Raw genomic sequence first — 23,935 nt, forward strand, 5'->3', positions numbered from 1 at the left:
AGTTCGATGGAACCACATGTACGCCGCACCGTCCGCTACGAGGATTTCGTCCAGCCCCGCCGCCGTCGCTGGCCGTGGATCCTGGGCGTCGTGATGCTGCTCGCGCTCGCCGCCGGGATCGCCGCCTTCTGGTTCGGGGGCGATCACCAGGCGCACGCCGCGCCGCGCGCTTTGTCGCAGGCGGGTGGCCCGGTCGCATCCGAAGCCTATCAGTGGAAGCACGTCGCGATCGGCGGCGGCGGCATGATCTCCGGCCTGTCGAGCGATGCGTCGGGCAAGACCTTCGTCGCGCGCACCGACGTCTATGGCGCGTATATCTGGGACGCGTCGGCGAACCGCTGGAGCCAGCTCGTCACCGCGGCGTCGATGCCCGACAGCATCCGCACGCAGAACGGCGCCGCCGCGGGTGCGTACGAGATCGTCGTCGCCCCCTCGCGCGCGCAACGCCTCTACATGGCGTTGCAGGGCCGGGTCTATCGCTCCGACGATACCGGCAGGCACTGGGTCCAGCCCAACGCCGGCAATCCGTTCCCGATGGTGTGGGACGCGAACAGCGAGTTCCGCCTGCACGGCCCGTTCATGGCGGTCGATCCGACCAATCCCGACATCGTCCTGCTCGGCACCCCCGCGACCGGGCTGTGGCGCTCGACCGATGGCGGCGCGCAGTGGGCCCATGTCGGCTCGGTCCCGGTCAGCAAGGATCGCAAGCCCGATGCGGGCGCGCAGACACCCGGCACGATGCTGTGGTTCGAACGACCCGCCGGCGGCAAGCCGACCGGGCGGTTGTTCGCGCTCGCATCGGGTGCGGGCATGTTCGTGTCGAGCGATGCCGGCGCAACGTTCCGGCCGCTGCCGGCGGTCGGGGTACAGCCAATGACGCTCCAGCGCGGCACTTTCGATCGTCGCGGCACGTTCTTCGGCGTCGATGATCTGACCAAGTCGATCTGGTCGTACCGCGACGGTCGCTGGCGCGATCTCACCGCGGACCTCGGCCTGACCGTACGCGAATACGCCGCGGTCGTCGCCAATCCGCGGGCCGACCAGGTGATCGTCGTCGATCGTGGCGGGCAGGGCTATGCCAGCACCGACGGCGGCGCGACCTGGAACAGCGTATCACACAGCGCGAAGGCCGGGGAGGGCGATCCCCCCTGGCTCCGCGTCGCCAACGCACCCTTCTTCACGACAGCGGACATGATGTTCGATCCCGCGGTGCCGAACCGGGTCTGGGTCGCGGCGGGCATGGGCGTGTTCTACGCCGACGTGCCGCCCGGCACGGGGGCACTCGACTGGGTCAGCCAGACTCGCGGGATCGAGGAACTCGTCGCCAACGACGTGATCCAGCCGACCGGTGGCTCGCCGATCTTTGCCGGCTGGGATTTCGGTATCCACGTGAAGGACGATCTCAACGCCTATTCGACCACGTTCGGCCCCGGCGAGCGTGCCTTGATGACCGTCCCGCAGCTCGACTGGACGCCGGCCAAGCCCGGCTTCGTCGTCAGCAACGCGTCCGATGCGCGGATGGGCTGCTGTTCGGAGGACGGCAACGCAGTGATGGCAGGCACCAGCACCGACGGCGGCCGTAAATGGGCGAAGTTCCCGACGCTGCCGACCCCCCCGGGCACCAAGGACGACGATCCCTGGCGGATGTCGTTCGGGACGATCGCGGTCTCGTCCGGTGATCCGCAGAACATCATCTGGGCACCCGCGTTCAACCGCCAACCCTATTACACCAAGGACGGCGGCCGCAGCTGGACACCGGTCCGCCTGCCCGGCGCGAGTGGCGACACGCCCGGATCGTTTCAGGCGCAGTGGATGCAACGCAAGACGCTGACCGCGGACAAGGCCGTCCCCGGCACCTTCTACCTCTACCATAGCGGCGGTGGCGCAAACGCCGGTCTCCAGGGCCTGTGGCGGACGACTGATGGCGGCGTCGGCTGGGACAAGGTCTTCGACGGCGAACTCGCACCGTCGAGCGAACTTGCGGCAAAGCTCCGTTCGGTGCCCGGCCACCCCGGCAACCTGTTCTTCACCTCCGCCTTCGAGCACACCAGCGACACCGGCCTGCGTCGCAGCATCGATGGCGGCAAGACCTGGCAAACCGTCACCGGTGTTACCCGCGTCGACGACATCGCGTTCGGCAAGGCGGCCAAGGGCAGAACCTATCCGACGCTGTTCCTGTCGGGGCGGGTCGCCGGCGAATACGGCATCTGGCGCTCTGTCGACGACGCCACGAGCTGGCAGCAACTCACCGACTTCCCGGTTGGTACGCTCGATCAGGTCAGCGTGGTCGGCGCCGATCCCGACGTCTTCGGCCGGGTGTATCTCGGTTATGTCGGCTCGAGCTGGATATGGGGCGAGCCTGCTCCGTGCAAACCCGCCGCCTATCGTCCGTTGGCAGACCGGCAATGCTCGCTGGTTCGCTAAGCGATAGCTCGGCAGGTGCGGGAGCGGTTCAGGCGGACTGACGCTCCCCGCCCGCCAGCGTCAGTCCGAGATCGGAGCCGGCGCTACTTCCGCTTGCACGGGAACGCGCGCTGCAATGCGTCGCGCACCACGAACGACGGTGCGCCGGTCGCCTTCTTGCCCCGGGTCCGCAGATATTTACGTGCGGTCGCCATGACCTGGATGTTGGAAGAGCGCGTCGGCGACGGGCAAATCTGGCGGGCCAGCGACAGCGTGTCGAACGCCGCCAGGATGTAGCCGGTGCAGAATGTCGGCGCGGGATCGTTGTCCTTGCCGCGACACTGTTCGACGAGCTGATCGGTGGTGAGCGCGCTCACGACGACCGGTCGGTCTGCCGCGGCAGCAAGCAGGGCAAGCGCCAATATCATCGTCTTCGTCCCTTTCGACGTCGCCCGGACCGGGATCCGCCACTGTTCCTGCGTATCGGCAAAGCCACGATGGCCATGCCGGGATGCACCTACTCGCTCGCCACGCTATTCAGATACGGCAGCAGGCGCACGCGTGGAAACACCTCGTCGAGCGACTTGGTATCGGGCAGGATATAGACCACGCCGCCTTTGCGCTGCAGCAGCGGGCGAAGCTTCTTCGTGTAGAAACTGGTGCCGACATTGATGCAGCCGAAGCTGATCCGGTTGTCGTCCGGCGTCGGAGACAGCAGCCGTTCGACGCGATGCTCCGACTTGTGCGTGGTGATCACCGCATGCAGTGCCACCGAATTCGTATAGTCCACCCAGAGGACTCGCTGGCGCCCCAGCGCCTTGCCGAATTTCGCGACGAACCTGCCCGCGGGCGTCGTCCGTTCGGCCGGACCGATCTCCGCGAGGTTCTTCGCGCCCACGCCGGGCGTCGAATCATCGCCTATGCCGACGCCGAGCAGGACAGGCGTCTGCCCCTGATAGTCGCCCTTGGCATTGAACAGGAACAACGTCGCCGTCGGCTTGTCGATGACGACATAGGGCAGGGTCCCATTGTCGTGGGCGGCCGTCACCCATGCGATCATGCGGCTGGCCGCTTCCGATCGCATGGGTTCCGGGTCTTGGGTCACGTCCTCAGCCGGAATGGCTTTCGGATGTGGTTTCGCCACGACTTTGCGGTCGCGCGTGTGCGACGCGACCTTGCGGTCGGTCGCGTGCGACGGGGGGGCCGTGGCGAAACCCGGTTGCGCTGCAAGCACTGCGATCATGAGCGCCGCGGCTATGCCCGTACGCGAGGCGATACGGCACGGCCCGTCTACGGCGGCGGTCCTGTTCAGCAGATTTGTCCCTTCAGGCAACCGGAGTGCGCGATGCTGCGCTTAGCCGCGTGGCTTGCGCTGCCGCTGTTGCATCTGCTGCTCCATGCCATCGACGCGACCGTTGATCTGGTCGATCCGCTGACCGTTCTGCTGCGCCTGACCGGCAGCAGCCTGAGCCTGTGCCAACGCCTGGCCGGACGTGCCCTCGACGGTGCGCAGGCGCCCGTCCATGCCGTCGATACGGGTGTTCACGGTAGCGATCTGCTCCCGGACGAAGCCCTTCGTGGCGCAACCGCCAAGGCCCGTGGCGCCGACCAGAATCAGTGCGACCGTGGTAAATTTAGGAAGATTGGAACGCATATACTCACCTCTCCGAACGTGGATCGCATCTTCCATCCCACGCCAGCGGTGCGCGACAATCGATTTTAGTCGAGACGTGCGGCTAATACGTCGGGAACCAGGCGCCGGGCTTCGCCGATATGCGCGTTGTTCGACCAGTTTTGCGACGTTCGCAGGTTTGCCAATTTGCGATAAGTCAAGCGTTTTCAAGGCGATGGTAGACTAGCGGCCCATCACGACTGAGATCGGTAAGCCGCCCGGCCCACGGTTTTCCTCACTACGCAGCGCGTGATTGCAAGAGTGTTCGTGAGGGGCGAATTTAGACTGTTCGCTGGAATGCGATCGGACCTGCATGTCGCGGTCGTGAACGCTGCGTCAGCATCTGTCTCGCCAAACCTATCGGCAGCGCACCGATGAGCCGCCTGTAGCGGTAATAGCTCCGTGCTAGAACGCCGTTGGTGAAGCCCGGCAATCGCCTTCACCAACGGCGCGACGCCATCATGCTTCCTGGTAATATTCCGAATATTGCTTCGAATAATAATAATACGACCCGACTGCCTGCGAGCTCGTGTCGACCATCGTGAACATCGAGCCGACCAGGTTGGCGCCATCCGACTTCAGCCATGCGGCGGCCGAGGTGACGGCGTGCTTCGGCGTGTTGTTCCAGCGGATCACGAGAGCGACCGCATCGGCCAGGGCCGCGAGGAAGCGACCGTCCGCCAGACCGACGAGCGGTGGCAGATCGAGGATGATCGTGTCGTAGCGCTCGGACAGCTGCTCGAGGATCTTCGGCATCAGGTCGTTGCCGAACAGATTCTCGGACGAGAAGAATGGCTTGTGGATGATGATCTGGTCGAGATTCTGCAACCCGCTCGGCTCGATCGCCTCGTCGAGCGTCACGTCGCCGTGAAGCAGTTCGACCAGGCCGACGCCATCGGCCTTGGTCTGCGTGATCATCCGCAACTGCGCGCGTCGGACGTCCGCATCGACGATGATCGTCCTGTCGCCGTTCATCGCCATCACGCGCGCCAGTGCCAGCGCGGTGGTGGTCTTGCCCTCGCCCGGCAGGGCCGAGGTAAGCGCGATGATCTTCGGCCGGGGCTGGCCGCGGACGCCGAGCAGCGAGGCGCGGGCATTGCGCAACGCCTCGGAATATTGCGACGTCGGCTTGTCCACCACGATATCGGCAGGGTGATCCTGCCGGATATTCGGGATCGCCGCGATCAACGGTACGCCCAGCTCGCTTTCGACTTCGTCGATGCTGCGCATGCCGGTGACCAGCATTTCCTGCGTCACGATGACCGCGATGCCGACGCCGAACCCGGCGATGAGCGACAACAGGAACAGCAGCGGGCGGTTCGGCCAGCTGGGCGACTGTGGCGGCTCGGCATTGTCGATGATCTGTGCCTGCGCGATCGAGTTCTGTGCAGCCTGACGCGATTCGAGCGCCATCTGCGAGATCTTCTCGTACGCGTCGTGCTTGCCGTCGGCATCACGCTGGAGACTGGCCGCGATGACCGAGGCGCGAGCGTTGCCGGCCTGCTTCTGTTCGAGCTGGGTCATCGATTGGCGCAGGCTGGCCGCCCGTGCGTCGGCGGCGCCTGCATCGGCATCGAGCGAGCGCACGACCCGACCCATTTCCTTGCTCAGTTCGGCGTCGATCCCCGCAACCTGATCGCGAACCTTGATGAAATCGGGGTGACGTTCGCCGTAGCGGCCACGGACGTCTTCAAGCGTCTGCGACAAGGATGCACGCTTGCTCCGCAGATCCTGGATGGTCGCCGACTGGCGAACATCGGAAATCGAGTCGAGCGCGCCGCGGCGGACCTGCTGTTTAGCCGACTGCTCCTTCGAACGCGCTTCGGCGGCAAAGGATTCGGCCGACGCTAGCTGCAATGAAAGCGGTGCGACCTGTTGATCGACGATCGTTCCGGTCTGGTTCGAGGCACCGCGGACGATGCCGGCCTGCGCCTGATACTGCGCGACACGCTCGTCGGCGACGCGGATGTCGGCGGCGAGTTCGTCCATGCGCTTCTGGTACCACGCCGTCTGGCGCTCGGCGGTACCGATCTTGTTGCCGACCTTGGTATCGAGATAGCCGGTCGCGAACGCATTGGCGATGCGTGCGGCCTTGTCGGCGGATTCCGAATTGAAGCGGATCGCCATGATATAGGTCAGGCGATCGCGCGCGACGTCGAGGTGGCTGTTGACCGACCGCGCGACGACATCGAGCTTGGCCGCCGGCGACAATGCAGGCTTGCCTTCGGGGGGCGGGCCACCACTGAATTCCGGATCGTTGAGCAGGTTGAGTCGCTTGACGACGACGCGCGCCAGGTCGAGCGAGCGGATCACCGACACTTCGGTCTCGATCGCCTCACTGGCGAGCTGCGCCTGCGCATCGTTGGCGGTGCGCGCCAGCGGGTTGCGGCTCGGATCGATCTGGATGCGGGTCACGCCCTGATAGACCGGCGTGATCCGCAGCGTCAGGATGATGCCGATTGCGGCGACCACCGCGGTGATGCCCAGGAGGATCAGGATGCGCCGGCGGATGACGTCGCGCACCGTGCGGATCACATCGCTCAACCGGGTCTCGGGCTCTGCCGCGTTCACGACCTTCATGTCAGGATTTTCCTAAGTATCTGGCGGACAGGCCGTTGTTCTTCAGTTGAGACATGGTTGCGTCCTATCGTCTGATACGGATCGAGAAACGTGCACGCAACTCGTCAAAAGGATTGCCGAGGCCGACGCCGCTCGGTTTGTTGGATCCGTAGCCGATGTTCGCGTCGAGACCGAGCCATCGGGTGATCTGGTAGCGGCTGCCGACTTCCGCGCGATAGACTTGCGTGGAACTCGACCGCTCCGGATACTCGCGCTTGCTGACTTCGCCGCCGACCGTGACGATCAGATTGTACAGAAGTTCGTGATCGACCGTGACTCGAATCCGGTTATCCCAGGAACTGCCCGCGTTGGACAAGTCGACGTCGATCAATCGGCGTTGCAGGAGAATACCGACCGTCGTGAGTTCGCTCGGAAACCAGTCCGCGCGTGCCTCGACCGACAGGCCGCTCGTCGTGCGATAGGTTTGGCTCGCGTCGAACTTGCGATAACTATAGCCGATGCCGACGGTGCCGCGCGCGACGCCGGCGATATCGAAATTCGATCCGAACACGCCGCGATAGCCGTTCGAATCGCGGTTGGGCGCGCCGAACGCCTGCGCCAGACCATAGTTGTTCCGGTCGGCCTCGAGCCGCGCGTAGAGCGACAGGCTGGGGCTGAAACCGAGTTCATAGGTGCCGGTGCCGGCATAGGTGACGCGATCGCGATACCGCTGGTCACGGATCAACCCGTCGGCAAAGCGCACCGAGCTAAATTCGTACGAGGTGCGATCGATCGTCCCGATCACGCGCGACCGGCCGGAATCGTACGACGTCCGGGTCCCCAGGAACGTTCGCAGATACCGCGACGGCTCGATCAGATTCGCGACGACGTCGGCGGAGAACGGCGACTCGTACGTCCGGTCTGCCTGTGCGTCGAGCCGCACCGTCAGGTCGCGCGTCACGTCGATGCGACCGCTGCCCTGGACGTTCCACGCATCCTGGTTGCGGATGGTCTGCTTGGCGAAACGCCGGATGTCCGCGGCGCCGGTAAGCCGCAACTGATGCACCGACCAGTCGGACGCGACGTTCACATACGGTTCGAACGACGTGTAGACGTCGGATTTCTTGTTCGTGTTGTCGTTGAAGATGTTGTCGCTGTAACCGATCGACGTGTTCAGCTGCGGGTTTACGATGAAACTGCCGAGCCGGACGCCCAGCGCGTCATATTCGGGCCGCCCACGCTCGACGACACCGACATTGTGACCACGATCATAGTCGTCACCGCTGGTTGTCGCCGGCGGCAGCAACAGGCTGCTGGTCTGCGCGGCGGCAACGGCGGGGGTAAGCGCGGACGCTGCGATCAATGTACCGCGAAGCCACAGCGCCGCTGTCCGGTGCCTCGACGCGGCGCGCGTCTGCGTGATGCTGCGTACCCCCGTCATATCGTTCGCGTCCCAGGTCCGGCTCGTCGAAAACAAGCGATAGCGTATCGACCGGCCTGACCGGATCGTGCTCGGTATCAGAAAAACCGCTCCGTCAGGCGGATCGTGTCGCCCGGATAGATCCGCAGGTTGGGCGTCAGGACATATTCCTGCTCATATTGATCGCCGAACCGGCGGATGCGGACGGTCGCCTTGCGTGCGCGGGGCGTATAGCCCTGTGCCGTGGCGATCGCATTCAAAGCGGTCAGCCCGCTCAGATAGGGATATTGGCCGGGCGAGCGGACTTCGCCGAGGATGAAGAACGGGCGGTAGGTCGCCACTTCCATGTTCACGCGGGGGTCGCGCAGATAGCCGTCGGACAGACGCGCCTGCACCTCCTGCGTGACACGCTCGATCGGCTTGCCCGCGACCTGCACGTTGCCGATCAGCGGCAGCGAGATTTCACCATCGCTGCTGACCGAGAAATCACCGCTCAATTGCGGTTCATTGTAAACAATGACGCGAATCTTGTCGCCAGCGCCTAGTTTGTAGATGTCGTCGCTAGCTGCGCCCTCGGCATAGCGTTCACCGCTCGAAATAGGGGGCGGGCCGGATTTCGAACATCCGGCAAGCGCAAAGGCGGCTAGCAAGACAAAAGCCGCTCTATTTTTCACGCAAACCCCCATTTACACTGTCAGTTCTTGGCTAACATGCCGATAATAAAGCATCAAGGTAATTTGTTGCATCGCGGTATCTATCGGAGACCGGCGCTGTCGGGCTCACCGGCTCGTTTGCCGGAGAGAAAATGCCGTAGTTGTCGGATCTTGGAGGTCTTGGCGGGCCGATGAACGATCTCGGCCAATTGCTCGACAAACGCATCCGAGGCGATGGTATTGAGCGTCGGATACGCAGTCAGGTCATCGACCCGCTCGAGTAGCGCGCGCAGTTCGACTTCCGTGTCCGCGGGGTAGATGCCGGGGCGATCGCCAAATTGCCGCAGGGTCGCGAACTGGTGGCCGTTGCGATGTTCGCCCAGCTTGTGGTTTCGCGGCATCACGATGATCGGCTTGCCGAATTCCATCGCGGTGATGATCGATCCCATGCCCGCATGGCACACCATCACGCGACACTCCTTCTGCAGATCGCGGAAGACGTCGTACGCGACGTGCGCAAAGCTCTTCAGGGCGACCGGGCGATAGCGGGTCGGCCCGACCTGCGCGATTACATCGGACCGACCATGGTCGACCGCCCACCCGTCGACCGCGCGGATCAACCGATCGAAAGGTAACTGCGTACCGACGGACACCAGGATCACAGGATTTGCCCTAGGTAACGCAGCGACGGGTTCTCGTCGGCGAGATGTTGCCACTGCGCGATTCGCAGATCGGCGAACGGCTTCACGAGGCGCCCCGACAGCGACAATGTTTCGCTGTTGGCGATGCTGTCGATCCAGATCGTTCGTGCGCCGAACATCTTGGCGATCATCAGCGCCAGCGCGCCCGGTGCGGCACCGGTCGACACGACTAGGTCTGGGTCGAACGCGCGGAACACCCGCAGCAAGCCAAGCAGGGTAGGTGCCATCGCCCACGCCGAATCCCGCGCGGTGTCGGCGATCTCCAGAACCTCGCGGTCGCCAAGCGGGGGCGTCATGCCTTTTGACGTGCTGACGAATTGACAGTCCGCGCCGACGAACGCCGCGCGAAGGCGGTGAAGTTCGATCCAATGCCCACCGGCCGAGGCGACAAGCAGGACGCGCATTGGGGTGCCGCTATCCGGATTTACCGGGAAGCGCAAATGATCGATCGATGCAACGGGTGTATTCGTTCGCCGCGGCGTAGAATCCGCCGCGGATGTGGCAGTATCGCTGTCATTGCCCGGGTTCACGAAGAACCGCTCGGGCAGGGAACGGGCTGACGTTGATCCGACCTCAGCCACTTTGTCGCGTCCCCATCTTGCGCCACCAGTCCATCGGGATCATGCTCGACTTGGTGCATACCGTCCGTGACTGGCCCTCTTCAATTATCGGCCAGCCCATGGGATGTGCAGTGCTCCACTATCGCAGACTTTGATATTCCAGCAATCGAACCAATTGATCGCAATGGCATATTCAAGTTAGATCGCCGCGCTTCCCCCACGACCTTGCGGGAAACGCTATACCGGAGATGTTGCGTTGCCAAGCACCGATTCTGGTGACCGAATATATGCCATCGGTGACATCCACGGCCGATACGACCTTCTCCAGATGTTGATCGCGCGGATCGGCGAGCATTCTGCAAGCTTGCCGGCGGCCCGCTCGTTGTATGTGGTTTTGATCGGAGACGTCGTCGATCGCGGGCCGCAAAGCGCCGAGGTGCTGGCGATGCTTTATGGTCTTCAGCGCCAGAACAGCCGCGTCATCGTCCTGCTCGGCAATCATGAAGAGGCGATGCTTCAGGCGCTCGATGGCGATCCGGACGCATTGCGGCGATGGCTTGCGGTGGGCGGCGATGCGACGCTCGCCAGCTTCGGCATCGCACCGCTGCGCACCGACGACGACCCACGTGACTATATGAACGGCGCGCGTCGGGCGATCCCGCGACGGTTGCTCGCCTGGCTTCGGCAATTGCCACTCAGCGTCCAGTCCGGAGACTATTACTTCGTCCACGCGGGGGTTCGTCCCGGTGTCGCGCTCGCCCGGCAGGTACGCGACGACATGCTGTGGATCCGTGGCGAGTTCCTTCGGTCCGAACGCGACTTCGGCGCGGTCGTCGTCCACGGACACAGCATCACCCCCGATGTCGATGTCCGCCAGAACCGGATTGGTATCGATACCGGTGCGTATCGAACAGGCGTTCTCAGTGCGGTCTACTTGGAAGGTGAAAAAAGGGACATACTTGCTGTCTCGTTGCCAATGTGAACTCGTGAGAGTGAGCAGCTGCAGCAAATTGTAAAAAACAAACGGGCCTATTGTAAGGAAGGTGCAGTTTGGGCAATTGATCCAGGTTAGTGGTGCGATCCCTGTACTTGACTCTTCGGCCAGCACGTGAGTAACTGAAGTATAGGCGCGGAAACGCCGTATTCAGGGGTCGGAAATCATGTTCAAAAAGATCATTCTTGGAGCGGCGCTCGCTAGCCAGGCTTTCATCGGTACCGCGTATGCAGCACCGGCGCGTCCGCAAGCAGTTAGCTTCGACAGCGTAAAGATGGTCGACGCTGCCGGTTCGCCGATGCGCATCGGAACGTCGGCCAAGCGCAAGAATGATCTTGCTGGCGCGCCATTCCTGCTGCCGCTGCTCGGTGTCGTTGCCCTGGTTGCAGTGGTTGCGGTTGTTGCCAGCGGTGGTGACGACGACTCCAGCCCGAACTGATCGGCTGACGCTGCCTCTCTAGGCACGCGATCGCGAGAGTTATTGAGGCGAAGCATTCGAACGAGTGCTTCGCCTTTGTCTTTTTTGTGCCTTTCAGCGGTTTTTGATCCACGGTCGCGTTCGGTAACGTCAAGTGCGTCCGGGTGTAGTCAGGGATGACTTACCGACTGTGGGGCGTGATCTTCGCCAATTGCTGTTGATCGACGAATCGGCACGATCGTCCGGCCGAACGCGACGATCGATCGCCTGGCTGGCTCACCTGCCTGTCCCAGTCCTTATCGAAGCGGTCCATCGATGGCTTTACGTAACGTACGATCGCTGACGGCAGGCGCGGGATCGCATGACCCGGTGGACGCCATCGTCATGCCGTGCCGCAGCGAACATCATCGCTACAGTCCGTGGGGGCGTTCCGCATGAGCGGCATGAACGAGCGTCGCGGCTCTCGAAGAGAGAGTGGCCGGTCCGGCGGGCGGTGGAGCGGACGGTCTCGCACTCATAGGTTCGGTTTGTCGGCGCCATGGCGGAGCCATGCGCCGTTGGTGGCGTTCCTGATCGTCCTGCTGTTCGGCGGGGGCGCGGGCGCTGGCTATCCGCTGATCGAACTCACCGCGCAAATTCTGGCGCTTGTCCTGATCGTCCGCGCCGCGCGTCCGGCATCCTCCGAAATCAACACGCTTGCGTCCGCGACGACCGCTACGAGATCGGTCGCACTGAGCCGCTTCCTGCTGGTGTTCGCCGCTGCGGCGCTCCTGCTGGTGGCGCAACTGGTGCCGTTGCCCGCGGAATGGTGGCACGGCCTGCCGGTGCGCGAGACGGCGGTGCAGATCTACACGCTGCTCGGCTGGACGACGCGGTGGCACGCGTTCAGCATGACGCCCGACACGACGTTTACCGCTTTGCTCACGTTGCTCGTGCCGCTGGCCGCGATGCTGACGGTGGCGGCGCTTCCGCTCCAGTCGCGCGTGACGATGCTGAGGCTGATCGTCATCGCCGCGGTGATCTCGACGGTGCTCGCCGCATTGCAGGTCGCGGCCGGCGGCAGCGCGCCGGTCCTCTACGACACCGCGCATCGCGGATTCGGCGTCGGCTTCTTCGTCAACCGCAATCATCAGGCGACGTTCCTGCTGGTGTCGATCGTCTTCGCCGCGGTGCCGGGCGTGATGGGCACGGGGGCGGCGCGTCGGCTCGGGATGCTTGGCGTCATCGGCTTCCTGTCGCTCGGCATTCTCGCGACCAGTTCGCGCACCGCGTTGCTGTTGCTGCCGATTTCGCTGATCGTCGCATTCGCCCTGGTCGGCGACGTCCGGCGCACCGGCAAGTCGGTCGCTGCGGCCGCCGCGCTCTATGTCGTCGGCGGGCTCCTGCTGTTGCGCACCGATCTGGTGCAGCGCCTGTTCGCCCGCTTCACCACCGTCGCCGAAGAGCTGCGCTATCAATATTGGGAGAACTCGCTCTACATCGTCCGCGAGACATTCCCGTTTGGCACCGGCTTCGGCAGCTTCGAGCGAGTCTATCGCAGCGTCGAGCCGCTCGGGCAGGTCTCGCCGCTGAGCGTCAATCACGCGCACAATGATTTCCTCGAACTCATCCTCGAAGGGGGGCTACCCGCGGCGATCCTGATCGCGGCGGGCCTGATCGTGCTGATCGTCGCGCTCGTATCGGGTTGGCGCCGCGCAGGCGATCGCGGCGCGAGCGACCGGCAGGGCGGCGATCGCCACGCCGGCACGCGTCAGGAGCGCGCGACACTGGTCGCGGGCGGGGCGGCGATCGCGCTGATCCTGCTATTCTCACTGGTCGATTATCCGCTGCGCATGGCGGGGATCGCAGGCCTGTTCGGCGCCGCGCTTGGCTTGATCGCCGCGGTCGGTCGTCCGCAGTCCCGCACGATCGCGTCCTTCGCCTGGACGCCCTCGACCATAGCGATGACGATCGTCGCGGCCATTATCGGGTTGGCGGCGAGTGGCGATGCGGCGGGTCGCTTCCTGACGTTGCGCGGCCAGCCCGCGGCCGCGACGGCGGTCTCGCCGTGGTCGGCCAGCGCCTGGTCGGCGCTTGCCAATGCCGAGCAACTCGCCAGCCAGCCAGCCGCGGCACGCGCTGCTGCGGCCCGTGCGCTGGCGATCGACCCGATCGACGCGGGGGCAGTCCGCGCGCACGGCTATGCCGATCTCGCGCTCGACCAGCCAGTGCGCGGCAGCGCGTTGCTGCAGGCGGGCGCCGCGCTGGGCTGGCGCGATACGTTGATGCAATTGTGGCTGGCGGAGCGCGCGCTGGAAGTCGGCAGCACGGGTGTCGCCGCGGAGCGCATCGACGCACTGTTGCGCCGTGCGCAACTGCCCGACGCGCTGATGCCCCAGATGCGCCGCACCTATCTGTCGCCCGGCGGGATCGATGCGGTCGTCGCGCGCCTCGGCGATGCGCCCAAATGGCGGCAGGGGTTCTTCAACCTGGTCGCCAAGGACGCTGCCGAATCGGTGCCGCGCACGCTTGAGTTTCTTGGCAAGCTGCAGAAGGCGGGCGTCGCCGCAACGCCGCTGGAAACCACGCTGATTCGCTGGCAGCTCTGTGACAGGGGCGACGTGGCCGGCGCGCGTCAGGTCTGGCTCGCGAGCGGTGGCCGCGGGCTGGTCGCGGATGGCGGGTTCGAGGCGTTGCCGTCACCACTGCCGGGTGGGGTCATCCCCTATGCCTGGGGCGCGCCGAGCTTGCCGGGCGTACGCGTGATCCCGGCGGATCGCGGCGCGGACGGCAGCGGCCACGCACTGCAGATCGTCTCGGACGGGCTGTCGAGCGGCACCGCGCTGGCGCAGGCGCTCACCTTGCCGCCGGGCCGCTGGCGGGTGAGCGCCATGGTTCGCGGTGCCGACGTTCCGGCCACGCTTTCGCTGACATGCGCCGGTCGACCGGCGACGATCACGACCGACGGCATCGCGCTCGACGGGCGAGGGGCGGGCTGGCGGCAGATGGCTGGTGTCGTCGCGGTCGAAACCGGCTGTCCGGTGCAGATCCTCGGGCTCAACCTGCGCGAGCGTGGTGGCCAGCCCGGCGTGTTCTGGATTGATTCGGTCCGCATTGCCGCCGCGGCGGGGCAGTGACGTCGTGCAGGTGCCGGTAACACAGGTTAGACGCTTGACCGAGTGCACTGGGTAGTGCGAGGGTTCGTTATTCCAAAGGGGCAAGATCAACGGATGCGAGCGACCTTGATAGGGGTGGTCGCGCTGAGCGCCATGCTCGGCGCGTGCGCCGACGATAATGTCGGCCCTAACCTCCGAACCGGCGAAGCCGCGTATGAGACGATCCCGGCGCCTGTGGGGGCGCCACGGGTGCAGGATTATCGTATCGGCGCGCTCGATACGCTCGACATCGTCGTGTTCCAGGAAGCCGACATCTCGACGCGCGGGGTCGTCGTCGATGCCGCCGGCGTCATATCGATGCCGTTGATCGGACGGATCCAGGCCGCCGGCAACACCAGCACGCAGCTCGCCGACCTGCTCGCCGCAAAGCTGGCCGAGCGGTTCTACGTCAATCCGCAAGTCACGGTCACCGTCGCCAGTTCGGTCGCGCAGCGCGTCACCGTGCAGGGCGACGTCAAGGAGCCGGGCATCTATCCGATTTCCGGGCCGACCACGCTGCTCGACACGATCGCGCTCGCCAAGGGCGAGAGCGAGGACGCGTCGTTGCGCGAGGTGATCGTGATCCGCTACATCGACGGCAAGCGGATGGGCGCGGTGTTTGATCTGAAGCGGATCCGCCGCGGTGACGATGCCGATCCCGCGATCGCGGCTCGCGATACGATCATCGTCGGCCATTCGACGGGCAAGTCGGCCTGGCATGACATTCTGCGCGCGGCACCGTTGCTCGCGGGCTTCGGCGTCTTCGCGCAATTCTAAGACCACAGGAAGAGAACTGACTCATGGGGAGTGTCGACGTCTCTCAGGGCGCTCTCACGCCGAACGACCGGCGGAACTTCGGTTCGGCTCCCGGGTCGAATTTCGCCGAGCGCGAAGACTTTTCCATGCCTGAGGGCGAGGGGGACGAACCGGCGATCGATCTTCGCGCAGTATGGGCGACGATCTTCCGCAATCGCTACATGATGATCGCGATCGTCGGCGTCGCGCTGATGCTCGGCATCGCCTCCGCGTTGCTGATGCCGCGCAAGTATACGGCGCAGTCGAGCATCCAGATCGACCAGCAGGTCGCGAAGGTTCTCGGCACCGAGGATTCGGAGCCGCAGGTCGCGGGCAGCGACGCCGATCGCTTCCTCCAGACTCAGGCGGACGTGCTCAACAGCCGGGCGATCGCGCGCCGCGTTTCGGACAGCCTCGCGCTGAGTGCGAACGACGACTTCCTCAAGCGGATGACCGGCGCGCGCCAGATCGAGATCAAGCCGGGCGATGCCAGCCTTGCCGACCAGGTCGTCGACGTCCTGCAGAGGAACCTGACGATCGACCTTCGCCGCAACTCGCGCGTCGTCCACATCATCTTCACCAGCCGGGATCCTGCGCTTGCCGCTGAGATCGCCAACAGCTACGCGACCAACTTCATCGAGGGGAATATCCAGCGGAAATTCTCCGCATCGTCCTATTCCCGCCGGTTCCTCCAGAACCAGCTCGGCCTCGCCAAGACGCGCCTCGAAGGATCGGAGCGCGACCTGATCGCCTATGCCCGGTCCGCGCGGCTGATCGACGCCAGCGCCGGTGCGCGCCAGCAGGAAGCGGACAACGCGCCGCGCTCGCTCGTCACCGCCAACCTCATCCAGCTCAACGCCGATTCGGCGACGTCGGAGGCCAACCGCCTGCGGACACGTGCGCGGTGGGAGCAGGCGCGTCGGGCGCCGCTGATGTCGCTGCCCGAAGTGCAGGCGAACGAGGCGGTCCAGCGCCTGTCGCAGAAGCGCGCCGAGGACATCGCCAGCCTCAGCGAAGTCCGCCGTCGCCTGAAGCCCGATCACCCGGTCGTGATCCAGGCGCTTGCCGAGATCGCCACGCTCGACCAGCAGATCCGCCAGCTTGCGGAGGTGACGCGCAAGTCGATCGAGAACCAGTATCTTACCGCCGAGCGTCAGAACCGCGCGCTCATCCAGCAGGTTACCGCGCTCCAAGGCGCCACGCTCGCCGAACAGGGTCGCAGCGTTCGCTACAATATCCTGCGCCGCGAGGTGGATACCAACCGCCAGCTCTATGAGGGCCTGCTCCAGCGCTACAAGGAAGTCAGCGCCGAGGCGGGGATCACGACCAATAACGTCTCCAGCGTCGATACCGCCGAACAGCCCCGCCGCCCGACGTCGCCGCGGCCGCTGCTCAACGTCGCGCTCGCGCTGATCGCCGGGCTCGCACTGGCGATGCTGTATGCGTTCGGTCGCGACTATCTCGACGATTCGATCCGCGATCCGCAGGATGTCGAGCAGAAGCTGCACATCCCGCTGCTCGGCGTCGTGCCCGACACGCGGGGCGATTCGCCGCTCGACGCGCTCAACAATCCGAAGTCGGAGATCGCCGAGGCGTATCACGCGATCCGGACGTCGATCGAGCTGTCGTCGAACCAGGGTCCGCCGCGGTCGATCCTCGTCACCGGCAGCAGTAAGTCGGAGGGCAAGTCGACCACCTCGTTCGCGCTCGCGCGCGACTTCGCCGGGCTCGGCCGCCGCGTCCTGCTGGTCGATGCGGATTTGCGGCGTCCGTCGCTGCACCGCACGCTGGGGATCACCTTGCCCGAAATCGGCCTTTCGTCGGTCCTCGCGCGGATGACCGAACGCGGCGCGTCGATCCTGCCGACTGCGTTCCCCGGGCTCAGCTTCCTGCCGAGCGGACGTCTGCCGCCCGATCCCGCGACGCTGTTCGCGGGGACGGCGATGCAGGATCTGCTCGCCGCATTGGAGGCGGATTACGACGTCGTGATCGTCGACGGCCCGCCGGTCCTGGCACTCGCCGATGCGGCGCAGTTGACGGCCGCCGCACAGGCCACCGTGTTCGTTGCCGAAGCCTCGAGCGCGCATTTCGGGCAGGCACGCAACGCCGTGTCCCGCCTGCTTCGCGCCGGTGGCACCGTGATCGGCTGCGTCATGACCAAGTACAACGCCAAGAAGGCGGGCTTCGGCCAGTCCTACGATTATTACCGCTATCGCTACGACGACGCGTCGAAATAAGCCGAACCGATGCTCCGGTTTGGACCGGAGCAGCTAGCGCGCGTCAGGGTTTGCCGCTCCGAGACGGGGCAGGCGGCATCCCGCGCGCGCCGCTACCGCAGGCGTAGCGGATCTTCAGCGCGACGACGACGACCGAGGCCGCTTCGCCCGACAGGTCGGAGGGTTTGTCGCGCAGATAGTCGATGAACGCCTGGCGCAAATCGCCTTGCGGGACATGCCGGGGCACGCAGAATTCGCGCTGGTTCAGCCACGCCTCGTACGCGCGGACCGTGTCATGCACGCCGGTGATATAGGCGAAGCAATAGGACGCGTCGGCCGGCACGTTGGACAAACAGCGCTGCCGCAACTGCCCAGCGCTGAACAACCCCCCGGCAAGCGGCCCGGCGGATACTTGCGAGGTTGAAGCTTGCGGGGCGGAAGCCTGCGGCACCGGCCCATTCGGTTTCTGGGACTGGACCAACAGCGGCGCGGCGAGCAGCAGGACGAGGGGCATGACCATGATCGCCCGTCGTTACGCGCTGGCGCGCTGCGCTTCAATTCACTACCACCCGACGAAGCAATGGCTCTTCTCGACCTTATTCGGCGACAGGCGCCCGCGTCGCACGAGCCGGCGCCCTCGACGCTGATCCTCGATCCTAACACCGTTTCGTCGCTGCCGCCGGTGCGTCGGTTTCACCTGGGCGTGATCGTGCCTGCAGTGCTGGCGCTGATCATGATTGGGGGATCGATCATCGTCGCGGTCGTCAGCCTCGGGACGCCGCCGGACAAGACGTTCGACGCGACCGGCGGCACGCGCTGGGCGAGCACTGCGCGGATCGAGGCACCGTTCGCGCCCAGGACGATGCGTCCATTAACGCCCGAACAGGCGGTCGCCTGGAACGCCGCCGCGCCGACCGTGGCGAAGCGCGTCGAATCCGCGTCCACCTTCGCGCTGCGGACCGGCAAGGCGGAGGATTACAGCCGTTCGCTGCAATGCCTGACGATGGCGGTCTATTACGAGGCTGGCAGCGAATCGGACGATGGCGAGCGCGCGGTGGCGCAGGTCATCCTCAACCGGGTGCGCCATCCCGCCTATCCCAAGACGGTCTGCGGCGTCGTCCTCGACGGATCACAACGCAGAACCGGCTGCCAGTTCACCTTCGTCTGCGACGGCGCGCTTGGCCGGTTACCGTCGCAGAAGGGCTGGCTGCGCGCCTCGCGGGTCGCGACGTCGGCATTGGGCGGCGCGGTGTTCGCGCCGGTGGGCTGGGCGACGCATTATCACGCCAACTACGTCGTGCCGTATTGGGCATCGAGCCTGGAAAAGGTCGCGGCAATCGGCGCGCACATCTTCTACCGCTGGAACGGTCCGGCCGGACGCGGCGGCGCGTTTCGCGGCGTCTATGCGGGTAACGAACCTGCGATGACGCTGCCCGCAGCGGTCGTTACCCCGACGGCGACGGACGCGACTGCGACGGTGGCCACCGCATCCGGCGCGGTCGCCCCGAGCGAGCGACCCGTCCTCAGCGGCTATCGCGCCAGTCTACCCGACGACTCCCCGGTGCCGACCGTCAGCCTTGGCGAACGGCGGGTGCTGCCGCGTGGTCCCGAAGTCGGCGACACCAGCGCTTCGGCGCCGACTCCAGAGCGCCGCGTCCTGCCGGTATCGCCTACCGCCAACTGACCTCAAGGCGCGACGAGTTCGGCCCTGGACGGCCGCCGTCCACGCAGCACCTCCGCGATCGGCAGCTCGATCAACCGCCAGGACAGCCACCCCACGCCGAAGCACACGATGCAGGCGAGTGCCGCCATCGCGACCAGCGCCGGCAGGCCGGATGCAACGATCGACACCGTCGCCGACGCGAATGCGCCCAGCACGAAGCTGTGCGTGAGATAGATGCTGTAGGACGCATTGCCGAACGCACGCGAGAAGACCGCGAACCCGTCCGACCGCCGCGTCGTCGCGGGCGTCGTGAGCACGGTTACGGCCACCGCTCCTGCGATTGCAGCCATTGCGACGAGCTGGCTCGGGTAGATAGTGGCGACTCCCAGCGCGGCTACGGCGACGACCGCGATCACCGACATCGGCAGCACCGGCAGGCGGTCGCCGATCCGGTGGCGGACAAGCGCGATCATGATCCCAATCGCGAAATAGCCCATGATCGGCCGCGTGAAGACATAGGCGGCGATCGACACGCCGACCCGGTCAGGTGGCGCATCGATCCCGGTTCCGGCCGCAACCAGCAGCCCCAGCACCGCCACCACGAGGAACGCGCCGCGCCGCGCCAGCACTGCGAGGCCCGCCGCGAACAGCAGGTAGAAGAACATCTCGTAATGCAGCGTCCACCCCAGCTCGTAGATCGGCTGGATCAAACCGTTGGCGCCGCGGTGGGGGATGAACGCGAACGACAAAAGGAATTCGGTCACGTTCGGCAGGCGCGCCGCGACAATGGTCCGTGCGCCCATCGCCTGCGCCAGCCAGCCGAACGCGACGATCATCAGCGTCGTCAGATAATAAAGTGGTGCGACCCGCAGGAACCGGTTGCGCAGGAACGACCAGCCCGATGGCGTCGGCCGCTCCTCCCGCAGCGCGATATAGACCATGATGAAGCCGCTGATCGCGAAGAAGGTGGCGACTCCGGTCTGGCCGAGGCGGGTCGTGAAATCGGGGAGGTCGTGGGTAATCGCACCGCGCCGGACATAGCGCTCGAGCAAATGCTCGACGACGACGCCCGATGCCGCCAGTCCGCGCAGCAGCTGGAGCGGCGCGATCTGGTCTCGGTCCAGCGCCGCATCGCGCGAGAACAGCCGCGAAGCCAGCGGCACGCGCGCGCCAATCACGCCAGCCGCAGCATGACGATGGTCGCGTTCAGCGCGAACCCCAGCGCGACGCTCTTGATCATCTCGCGCGGCGTCACCGGCAAATTGGCGTTGATGATCGCCGCGACCAGCGAGGTCGACGCGGCGAACAGCAGCAGCGACCACCAGCTCGGCCAGGTCGCGTTCTTCACATGCGCCCAGTCGGTGATCAGCGGCAGCAGCACCATCAGGAAATGCCCGAAGCACGCCGCCAGCCAGTGCGACAGGAACCGCGGCAGGCTTTCGCCGAGTTCGAGATGCGGATCACCGCTCATCGACGATGCTCCGTTCGTCCTGTTCGGCATGCGCGACCAGCGTCCCGATCAGGATCTCGTAATAGGCGGCGGCATTCGCCTCGATCTCGTCGTCGGCGTCCGCCTGCGTCGCGCCGGCCTGTCCAGCCGCCGCCCGCGCCGCGCGGATCTGCCATTCGGCCATGTCGCGCCAAGTCGCCACGTCGCGCGCGGCGATCGCCTGTTGCGCGAGTCCGATCAGGATGACGAACGCGCCCAGCACCGCGACCGCGACCGCCAGGTAATAGCCATGTGCCCAGATCGCACGCAGCCAGAAGCCATAGATGACCGTGACGATCACCACGATCAGCGCCACCAGGCAGATCGCATCGATGAGCCGACCGATCCGCTTGGGCCACCGCGATTGGTTGAGGCCATGGTGAAGAGGGTCGGGCACGCCGCAATCCTGTCAGAGAAGATCCGGATCGGCAACCGATCGGAGGTGCTTCGCAAGCGACGCATTCGATACCCGCGCGGCGCCGGGACGGATCGTTCAGATTTGTACAGTCGCGGACGATAACGCGCGGGCTGCGGCGTCCCGCTCGCGATCGGTCAGCGCCAATGCCGTCGTCGCGCCGGTCTTTGCGGACAGGAACGCCGCCTCGACGACGGCCATCACCGCCAACGCTTCGATCGGCGCGACCGGATTTCTCGCGGCTCCCCGAACCGCCGCCGCGATGCCCCGATAATAATGGCGCTGGTCGCCGGGTATCGCGCGCTGTTCGCGTTGCCCGTTGGCGACGTGGATCACGAGCGGATCGGGATCCTCGCCCCAGTTCGCGTCGCCCGGCCGCATTCCGCTTAGAAGTTGCGCCTCCTGGCGGTCGGCGCAGTGCTTCGTCATGCTGCCGGCGGTGCCGTGCACGGTGAACCGGTCGACGCCGCCCGCGACAAGCATGCTCGCCTGGAGGATCACGCGGCGATGGCCATAGGACAGGACGACGTGCGCCCAATCGTCCGTCATCGCGCCCGGCCGCTGCGTCGCGATCGATGCCTGGACCGTGTCCGGCAGGCCGAACAGGAGCAATGCCTGATGGACCAGATGCGGACCGAGATCGTACCAGACGCCGCTGCCCGGGCCCGACCGCTCGCGCCAGCGGTCGCGGACGTCCGGCCGGAACCGGTCGAAATGCGATTCGAAATGCGTGACGTCGCCGACGATGCCTGCGTCGATCGCGGCGCGAACGGTGAGGAAATCGCTGTCCCAGCGCCGGTTGTGGAAGACGGACAACAGCACGCCCCGATCTTCCGCCAGCGCGACAAGCCCGCGCGCTTCGTCGAGGTCGAGCGTGAACGGCTTGTCGATCACGACGTGCTTCCCCGTCGCGATCGCTGCCTGCGCGAGCGGTGCATGCGTTTCGTTCGGCGTGGCGATCACGACGAGGTCGATGTCCTCGGCCGCGATCAGCGCGTGCGGATCGGCGTGGACCGCCATCCCCGGAAAGTCCGCCTGCACTTTCCCGGCATCGCTGGACGACACCGCGCGAAGTTCGAGCCCCGCGACCGATGCTATCAACGGGGCATGGAAGGTCTTGCCCGAGAACCCGTATCCGATCAGCCCGACGCGCACGGGGCAGGCTCGCTCGTCCGTCATGCTCATCGCCTCAGTCCATGCCCGCGCGGATCGCCGCCGCCGCAAGGAACGGCGCACCCGCGACGAGCACGAGGCTGACCGCGGCGAGCAGCTTCACCGCGCCCGCACCGCCGGCCGGATCAAGCGACCCCGCGCCGAAGATCAGCAATGGTACCGCGAGCGGCAGCATCACGAGGCCCGTCACCGCCCCGCCGCCACGCACGCCCGCGACCAGCGTACTCGTCGCGACCGCGAGTGCGGCGAGGCCGGGCGTGCCGATCAGCAAGCCGATCTCGACGCGGAGCAGCGTGTCGGCCGACAGGTTGAGCAGGCCGGCGGCGATCATCGCAGCGAGCATCAGGGGGGGGCCGAAGCTCAGCCAGTGCGCGATCGTCTTCGCGAAGGCGACCAGCGCGAGCGACATCCCGCGGACGACGAACTGGTCGAACACCCCCGCCTCCAGATCGGGACCGACGAGGCGCTCGACCGGCAGCAAGGCGGCAAGCAGCGCTGCCGTCCAGATCACCCCGCCGCCGATCCGCGCGAGCAACGCCGCGTCGGGGCCGATCGCGAACGGGAACAGCGTCGCGACCAGCAGGAAGAACGCGACCACCAGCGTCGCGCCGCCGCTTGACACGCTGCGATGCAGATCGCGGCGAATCAGCGCGATCACAACGCGATCTCCCGCGCGGCAGGGATCGCTAGCGACAGGTGCGTGGCAACCAACGCAATGCCGCCGGTGGCGCGGTGCTCGGCGATCAGCGTTTCCAGTCGAGCGACCGACACCGTGTCGAGCCCGTTGGCGGGTTCGTCGAGCAGCCACACAGGCGCCCCGCTGGCGGCAACGCGCGCGATCGCCGCGCGGCGGCGTTGCCCGGTCGACAGCAAGCGGACCGGAATGTCCGCGAGCGCATCCAGATCGAGGGCGGACAGCGCGTGCGCGATCCGGGTATCGGGGGCGGGTGCATTGTCCAGCGCGGCCCAGAAACAGAGTGCCGCGGCCAGCTTGCGATCCGCGTCGAGCGCGCTCGCTTCGGTCAGCAACGCCTGCGGCGTATCGCACGCCACATTGCCCTCGAACGGCGCGAGCAGGCCGGCGGCGATACGGATCAGGCTCGATTTGCCGACGCCATTGGGACCGATGACGATCGCCGCATCGCCCGGCCCGAGGTCGAACGACACGCCCGAGAACAGCAATCTTCCGCCCCGCACGCACGCCACGTCGCGAAACGTGAGACTCACGTGGCCCGATCTTCGGCGGAGTCTTCCAGCGCATGCATGTCGTCGTCGCTCAGGCCGAAATGGTGGCCGATCTCGTGGATCGTCACATGCGCGACGAGGTCGTCTAGGCGCGGCCCGGTCTCGATCCATTCCTCCAGGATCGCGCGGCGGTACAGGACGATGCGATCAGGCATCGGCGCGACGTCCATCGACGATTTTTCGCCGAGCGGGCGGCCGTGATACAGACCCGACAGGTCGAGCGGATGTTCGATGCCCAGCGCCGCCAGCGTCTCGTCGTCGGCAAACTCCTCGACCGCGAAGACGATGTCGCCGAGATGCTCCGCGAACTGCTGCGGCAGCCTGGCGATCGTCGCTCGCGCGATGGCCTCGATCGCATCGGCGTCGGGGGCCTCCCCGGATATTGTCGCTTGCCCGCTCATGCCGCCAGCCATACGCGTCGGCGA

General features: G+C 65.8%; 23 protein-coding genes. 7 read left to right on the top strand and 16 right to left on the bottom strand.

What is annotated here, in order from left to right; all coding sequences use genetic code 11:
- The first annotated feature begins 6 nt into the window (after window positions 1-6).
- A complete protein-coding gene (locus tag E5673_RS04505; RefSeq protein WP_136189100.1) occupies window positions 7-2,424 on the top strand; it encodes a sialidase family protein in 2,418 nt (805 codons plus the stop codon).
- A gap of 83 nt (window positions 2,425-2,507) precedes the next feature.
- On the opposite strand, the gene E5673_RS04510 is transcribed toward E5673_RS04505, so the two are convergent.
- From E5673_RS04510 to E5673_RS04545, 8 genes are all read right to left on the bottom strand, one after another.
- Window positions 2,508-2,831 carry a Rap1a/Tai family immunity protein gene (locus E5673_RS04510; RefSeq protein ID WP_136189101.1) on the bottom strand — a complete coding sequence of 108 codons (324 nt, stop codon included), beginning with the start codon at window positions 2,829-2,831 and terminating at the stop codon, window positions 2,508-2,510.
- Window positions 2,832-2,920: 89 nt separating this feature from the next.
- A complete protein-coding gene (locus E5673_RS04515) occupies window positions 2,921-3,646 on the bottom strand; it encodes a hypothetical protein (protein ID WP_136189102.1) in 726 nt (241 codons plus the stop codon).
- 111 nt (window positions 3,647-3,757) lie between these two features.
- Window positions 3,758-4,057 carry a hypothetical protein gene (locus tag E5673_RS04520; RefSeq protein ID WP_056061514.1) on the bottom strand — a complete coding sequence of 100 codons (300 nt, stop codon included), beginning with the start codon at window positions 4,055-4,057 and terminating at the stop codon, window positions 3,758-3,760.
- A 477-nt stretch (window positions 4,058-4,534) separates the two neighbouring features.
- On the bottom strand, window positions 4,535-6,655 hold the full coding sequence (locus tag E5673_RS04525) for a polysaccharide biosynthesis tyrosine autokinase (protein WP_107951807.1): 2,121 nt from the start codon (window positions 6,653-6,655) through the stop codon (window positions 4,535-4,537).
- Window positions 6,656-6,719: 64 nt separating this feature from the next.
- Window positions 6,720-8,111, bottom strand: a complete 1,392-nt coding sequence (locus E5673_RS04530) for an outer membrane beta-barrel protein (protein ID WP_136189103.1) — start codon at window positions 8,109-8,111, stop codon at window positions 6,720-6,722.
- Window positions 8,112-8,152: 41 nt separating this feature from the next.
- Entirely contained in the window at window positions 8,153-8,740 is a 588-nt protein-coding gene (locus E5673_RS04535; RefSeq protein ID WP_056061505.1) for a polysaccharide biosynthesis/export family protein, read from the bottom strand.
- Between the two features lie 68 nt (window positions 8,741-8,808).
- Window positions 8,809-9,327, bottom strand: a complete 519-nt coding sequence (locus tag E5673_RS04540) for a glycosyltransferase (protein ID WP_247599574.1) — start codon at window positions 9,325-9,327, stop codon at window positions 8,809-8,811.
- Window positions 9,328-9,365: 38 nt separating this feature from the next.
- Window positions 9,366-9,812, bottom strand: coding sequence for a hypothetical protein (locus tag E5673_RS04545; protein ID WP_056061499.1), 447 nt, complete (start codon window positions 9,810-9,812; stop codon window positions 9,366-9,368).
- 412 nt (window positions 9,813-10,224) lie between these two features.
- Between E5673_RS04545 and E5673_RS04550 the strand changes: the two genes are divergently transcribed.
- The 5 genes from E5673_RS04550 to E5673_RS04570 all read left to right on the top strand — a co-directional run bounded on the left by E5673_RS04550 (window position 10,225) and on the right by E5673_RS04570 (window position 17,546).
- Window positions 10,225-10,950 (top strand): metallophosphoesterase family protein, encoded by a 726-nt coding sequence (locus E5673_RS04550; RefSeq protein WP_136189105.1) that lies wholly within the window; start codon window positions 10,225-10,227, stop codon window positions 10,948-10,950.
- Window positions 10,951-11,128: 178 nt separating this feature from the next.
- Window positions 11,129-11,401 carry a hypothetical protein gene (locus E5673_RS04555; protein ID WP_136189106.1) on the top strand — a complete coding sequence of 91 codons (273 nt, stop codon included), beginning with the start codon at window positions 11,129-11,131 and terminating at the stop codon, window positions 11,399-11,401.
- Window positions 11,402-11,940: 539 nt separating this feature from the next.
- On the top strand, window positions 11,941-14,496 hold the full coding sequence (locus E5673_RS04560; protein ID WP_168711565.1) for an O-antigen ligase family protein: 2,556 nt from the start codon (window positions 11,941-11,943) through the stop codon (window positions 14,494-14,496).
- A gap of 93 nt (window positions 14,497-14,589) precedes the next feature.
- Window positions 14,590-15,291 carry a polysaccharide biosynthesis/export family protein gene (locus E5673_RS04565; RefSeq protein WP_082441380.1) on the top strand — a complete coding sequence of 234 codons (702 nt, stop codon included), beginning with the start codon at window positions 14,590-14,592 and terminating at the stop codon, window positions 15,289-15,291.
- A gap of 125 nt (window positions 15,292-15,416) precedes the next feature.
- Window positions 15,417-17,546, top strand: a complete 2,130-nt coding sequence (locus tag E5673_RS04570) for a polysaccharide biosynthesis tyrosine autokinase (RefSeq protein ID WP_168711566.1) — start codon at window positions 15,417-15,419, stop codon at window positions 17,544-17,546.
- Between the two features lie 43 nt (window positions 17,547-17,589).
- On the opposite strand, the gene E5673_RS04575 is transcribed toward E5673_RS04570, so the two are convergent.
- Entirely contained in the window at window positions 17,590-18,039 is a 450-nt protein-coding gene (locus E5673_RS04575) for a Rap1a/Tai family immunity protein (RefSeq protein WP_168711567.1), read from the bottom strand.
- A 66-nt stretch (window positions 18,040-18,105) separates the two neighbouring features.
- Between E5673_RS04575 and E5673_RS04580 the strand changes: the two genes are divergently transcribed.
- The gene (locus tag E5673_RS04580; protein ID WP_136189110.1) at window positions 18,106-19,209 is read left to right on the top strand and encodes a cell wall hydrolase; all 1,104 of its coding nucleotides are present in this window, start codon (window positions 18,106-18,108) and stop codon (window positions 19,207-19,209) included.
- 2 nt (window positions 19,210-19,211) lie between these two features.
- On the opposite strand, the gene E5673_RS04585 is transcribed toward E5673_RS04580, so the two are convergent.
- The 7 genes from E5673_RS04585 to E5673_RS04610 form a co-directional block, all read right to left on the bottom strand.
- Window positions 19,212-20,351 carry an acyltransferase gene (locus tag E5673_RS04585; protein WP_168711568.1) on the bottom strand — a complete coding sequence of 380 codons (1,140 nt, stop codon included), beginning with the start codon at window positions 20,349-20,351 and terminating at the stop codon, window positions 19,212-19,214.
- Between the two features lie 11 nt (window positions 20,352-20,362).
- Window positions 20,363-20,659 (bottom strand): hypothetical protein, encoded by a 297-nt coding sequence (locus tag E5673_RS19600; protein ID WP_056061473.1) that lies wholly within the window; start codon window positions 20,657-20,659, stop codon window positions 20,363-20,365.
- Entirely contained in the window at window positions 20,649-21,074 is a 426-nt protein-coding gene (locus E5673_RS04590) for a hypothetical protein (RefSeq protein WP_120299578.1), read from the bottom strand. The genes E5673_RS19600 and E5673_RS04590 overlap by 11 nt, the downstream gene beginning before the upstream one ends.
- Window positions 21,075-21,170: 96 nt before the next feature.
- On the bottom strand, window positions 21,171-22,271 hold the full coding sequence (locus E5673_RS04595) for an oxidoreductase (protein WP_136189112.1): 1,101 nt from the start codon (window positions 22,269-22,271) through the stop codon (window positions 21,171-21,173).
- A 10-nt stretch (window positions 22,272-22,281) separates the two neighbouring features.
- Window positions 22,282-22,923, bottom strand: coding sequence for a heme exporter protein CcmB (locus tag E5673_RS04600; RefSeq protein WP_136189113.1), 642 nt, complete (start codon window positions 22,921-22,923; stop codon window positions 22,282-22,284).
- Window positions 22,920-23,492 carry a heme ABC exporter ATP-binding protein CcmA gene (gene ccmA / locus E5673_RS04605; protein ID WP_247599575.1) on the bottom strand — a complete coding sequence of 191 codons (573 nt, stop codon included), beginning with the start codon at window positions 23,490-23,492 and terminating at the stop codon, window positions 22,920-22,922. The genes E5673_RS04600 and ccmA overlap by 4 nt, the downstream gene beginning before the upstream one ends.
- The gene (locus tag E5673_RS04610) at window positions 23,489-23,911 is read right to left on the bottom strand and encodes a metallopeptidase family protein (protein ID WP_247599576.1); all 423 of its coding nucleotides are present in this window, start codon (window positions 23,909-23,911) and stop codon (window positions 23,489-23,491) included. The genes ccmA and E5673_RS04610 overlap by 4 nt, the downstream gene beginning before the upstream one ends.
- Window positions 23,912-23,935: the final 24 nt, after the last annotated feature.

This window comes from Sphingomonas sp. PAMC26645 (assembly GCF_004795835.1).
Taxonomy (GTDB): domain Bacteria; phylum Pseudomonadota; class Alphaproteobacteria; order Sphingomonadales; family Sphingomonadaceae; genus Sphingomonas.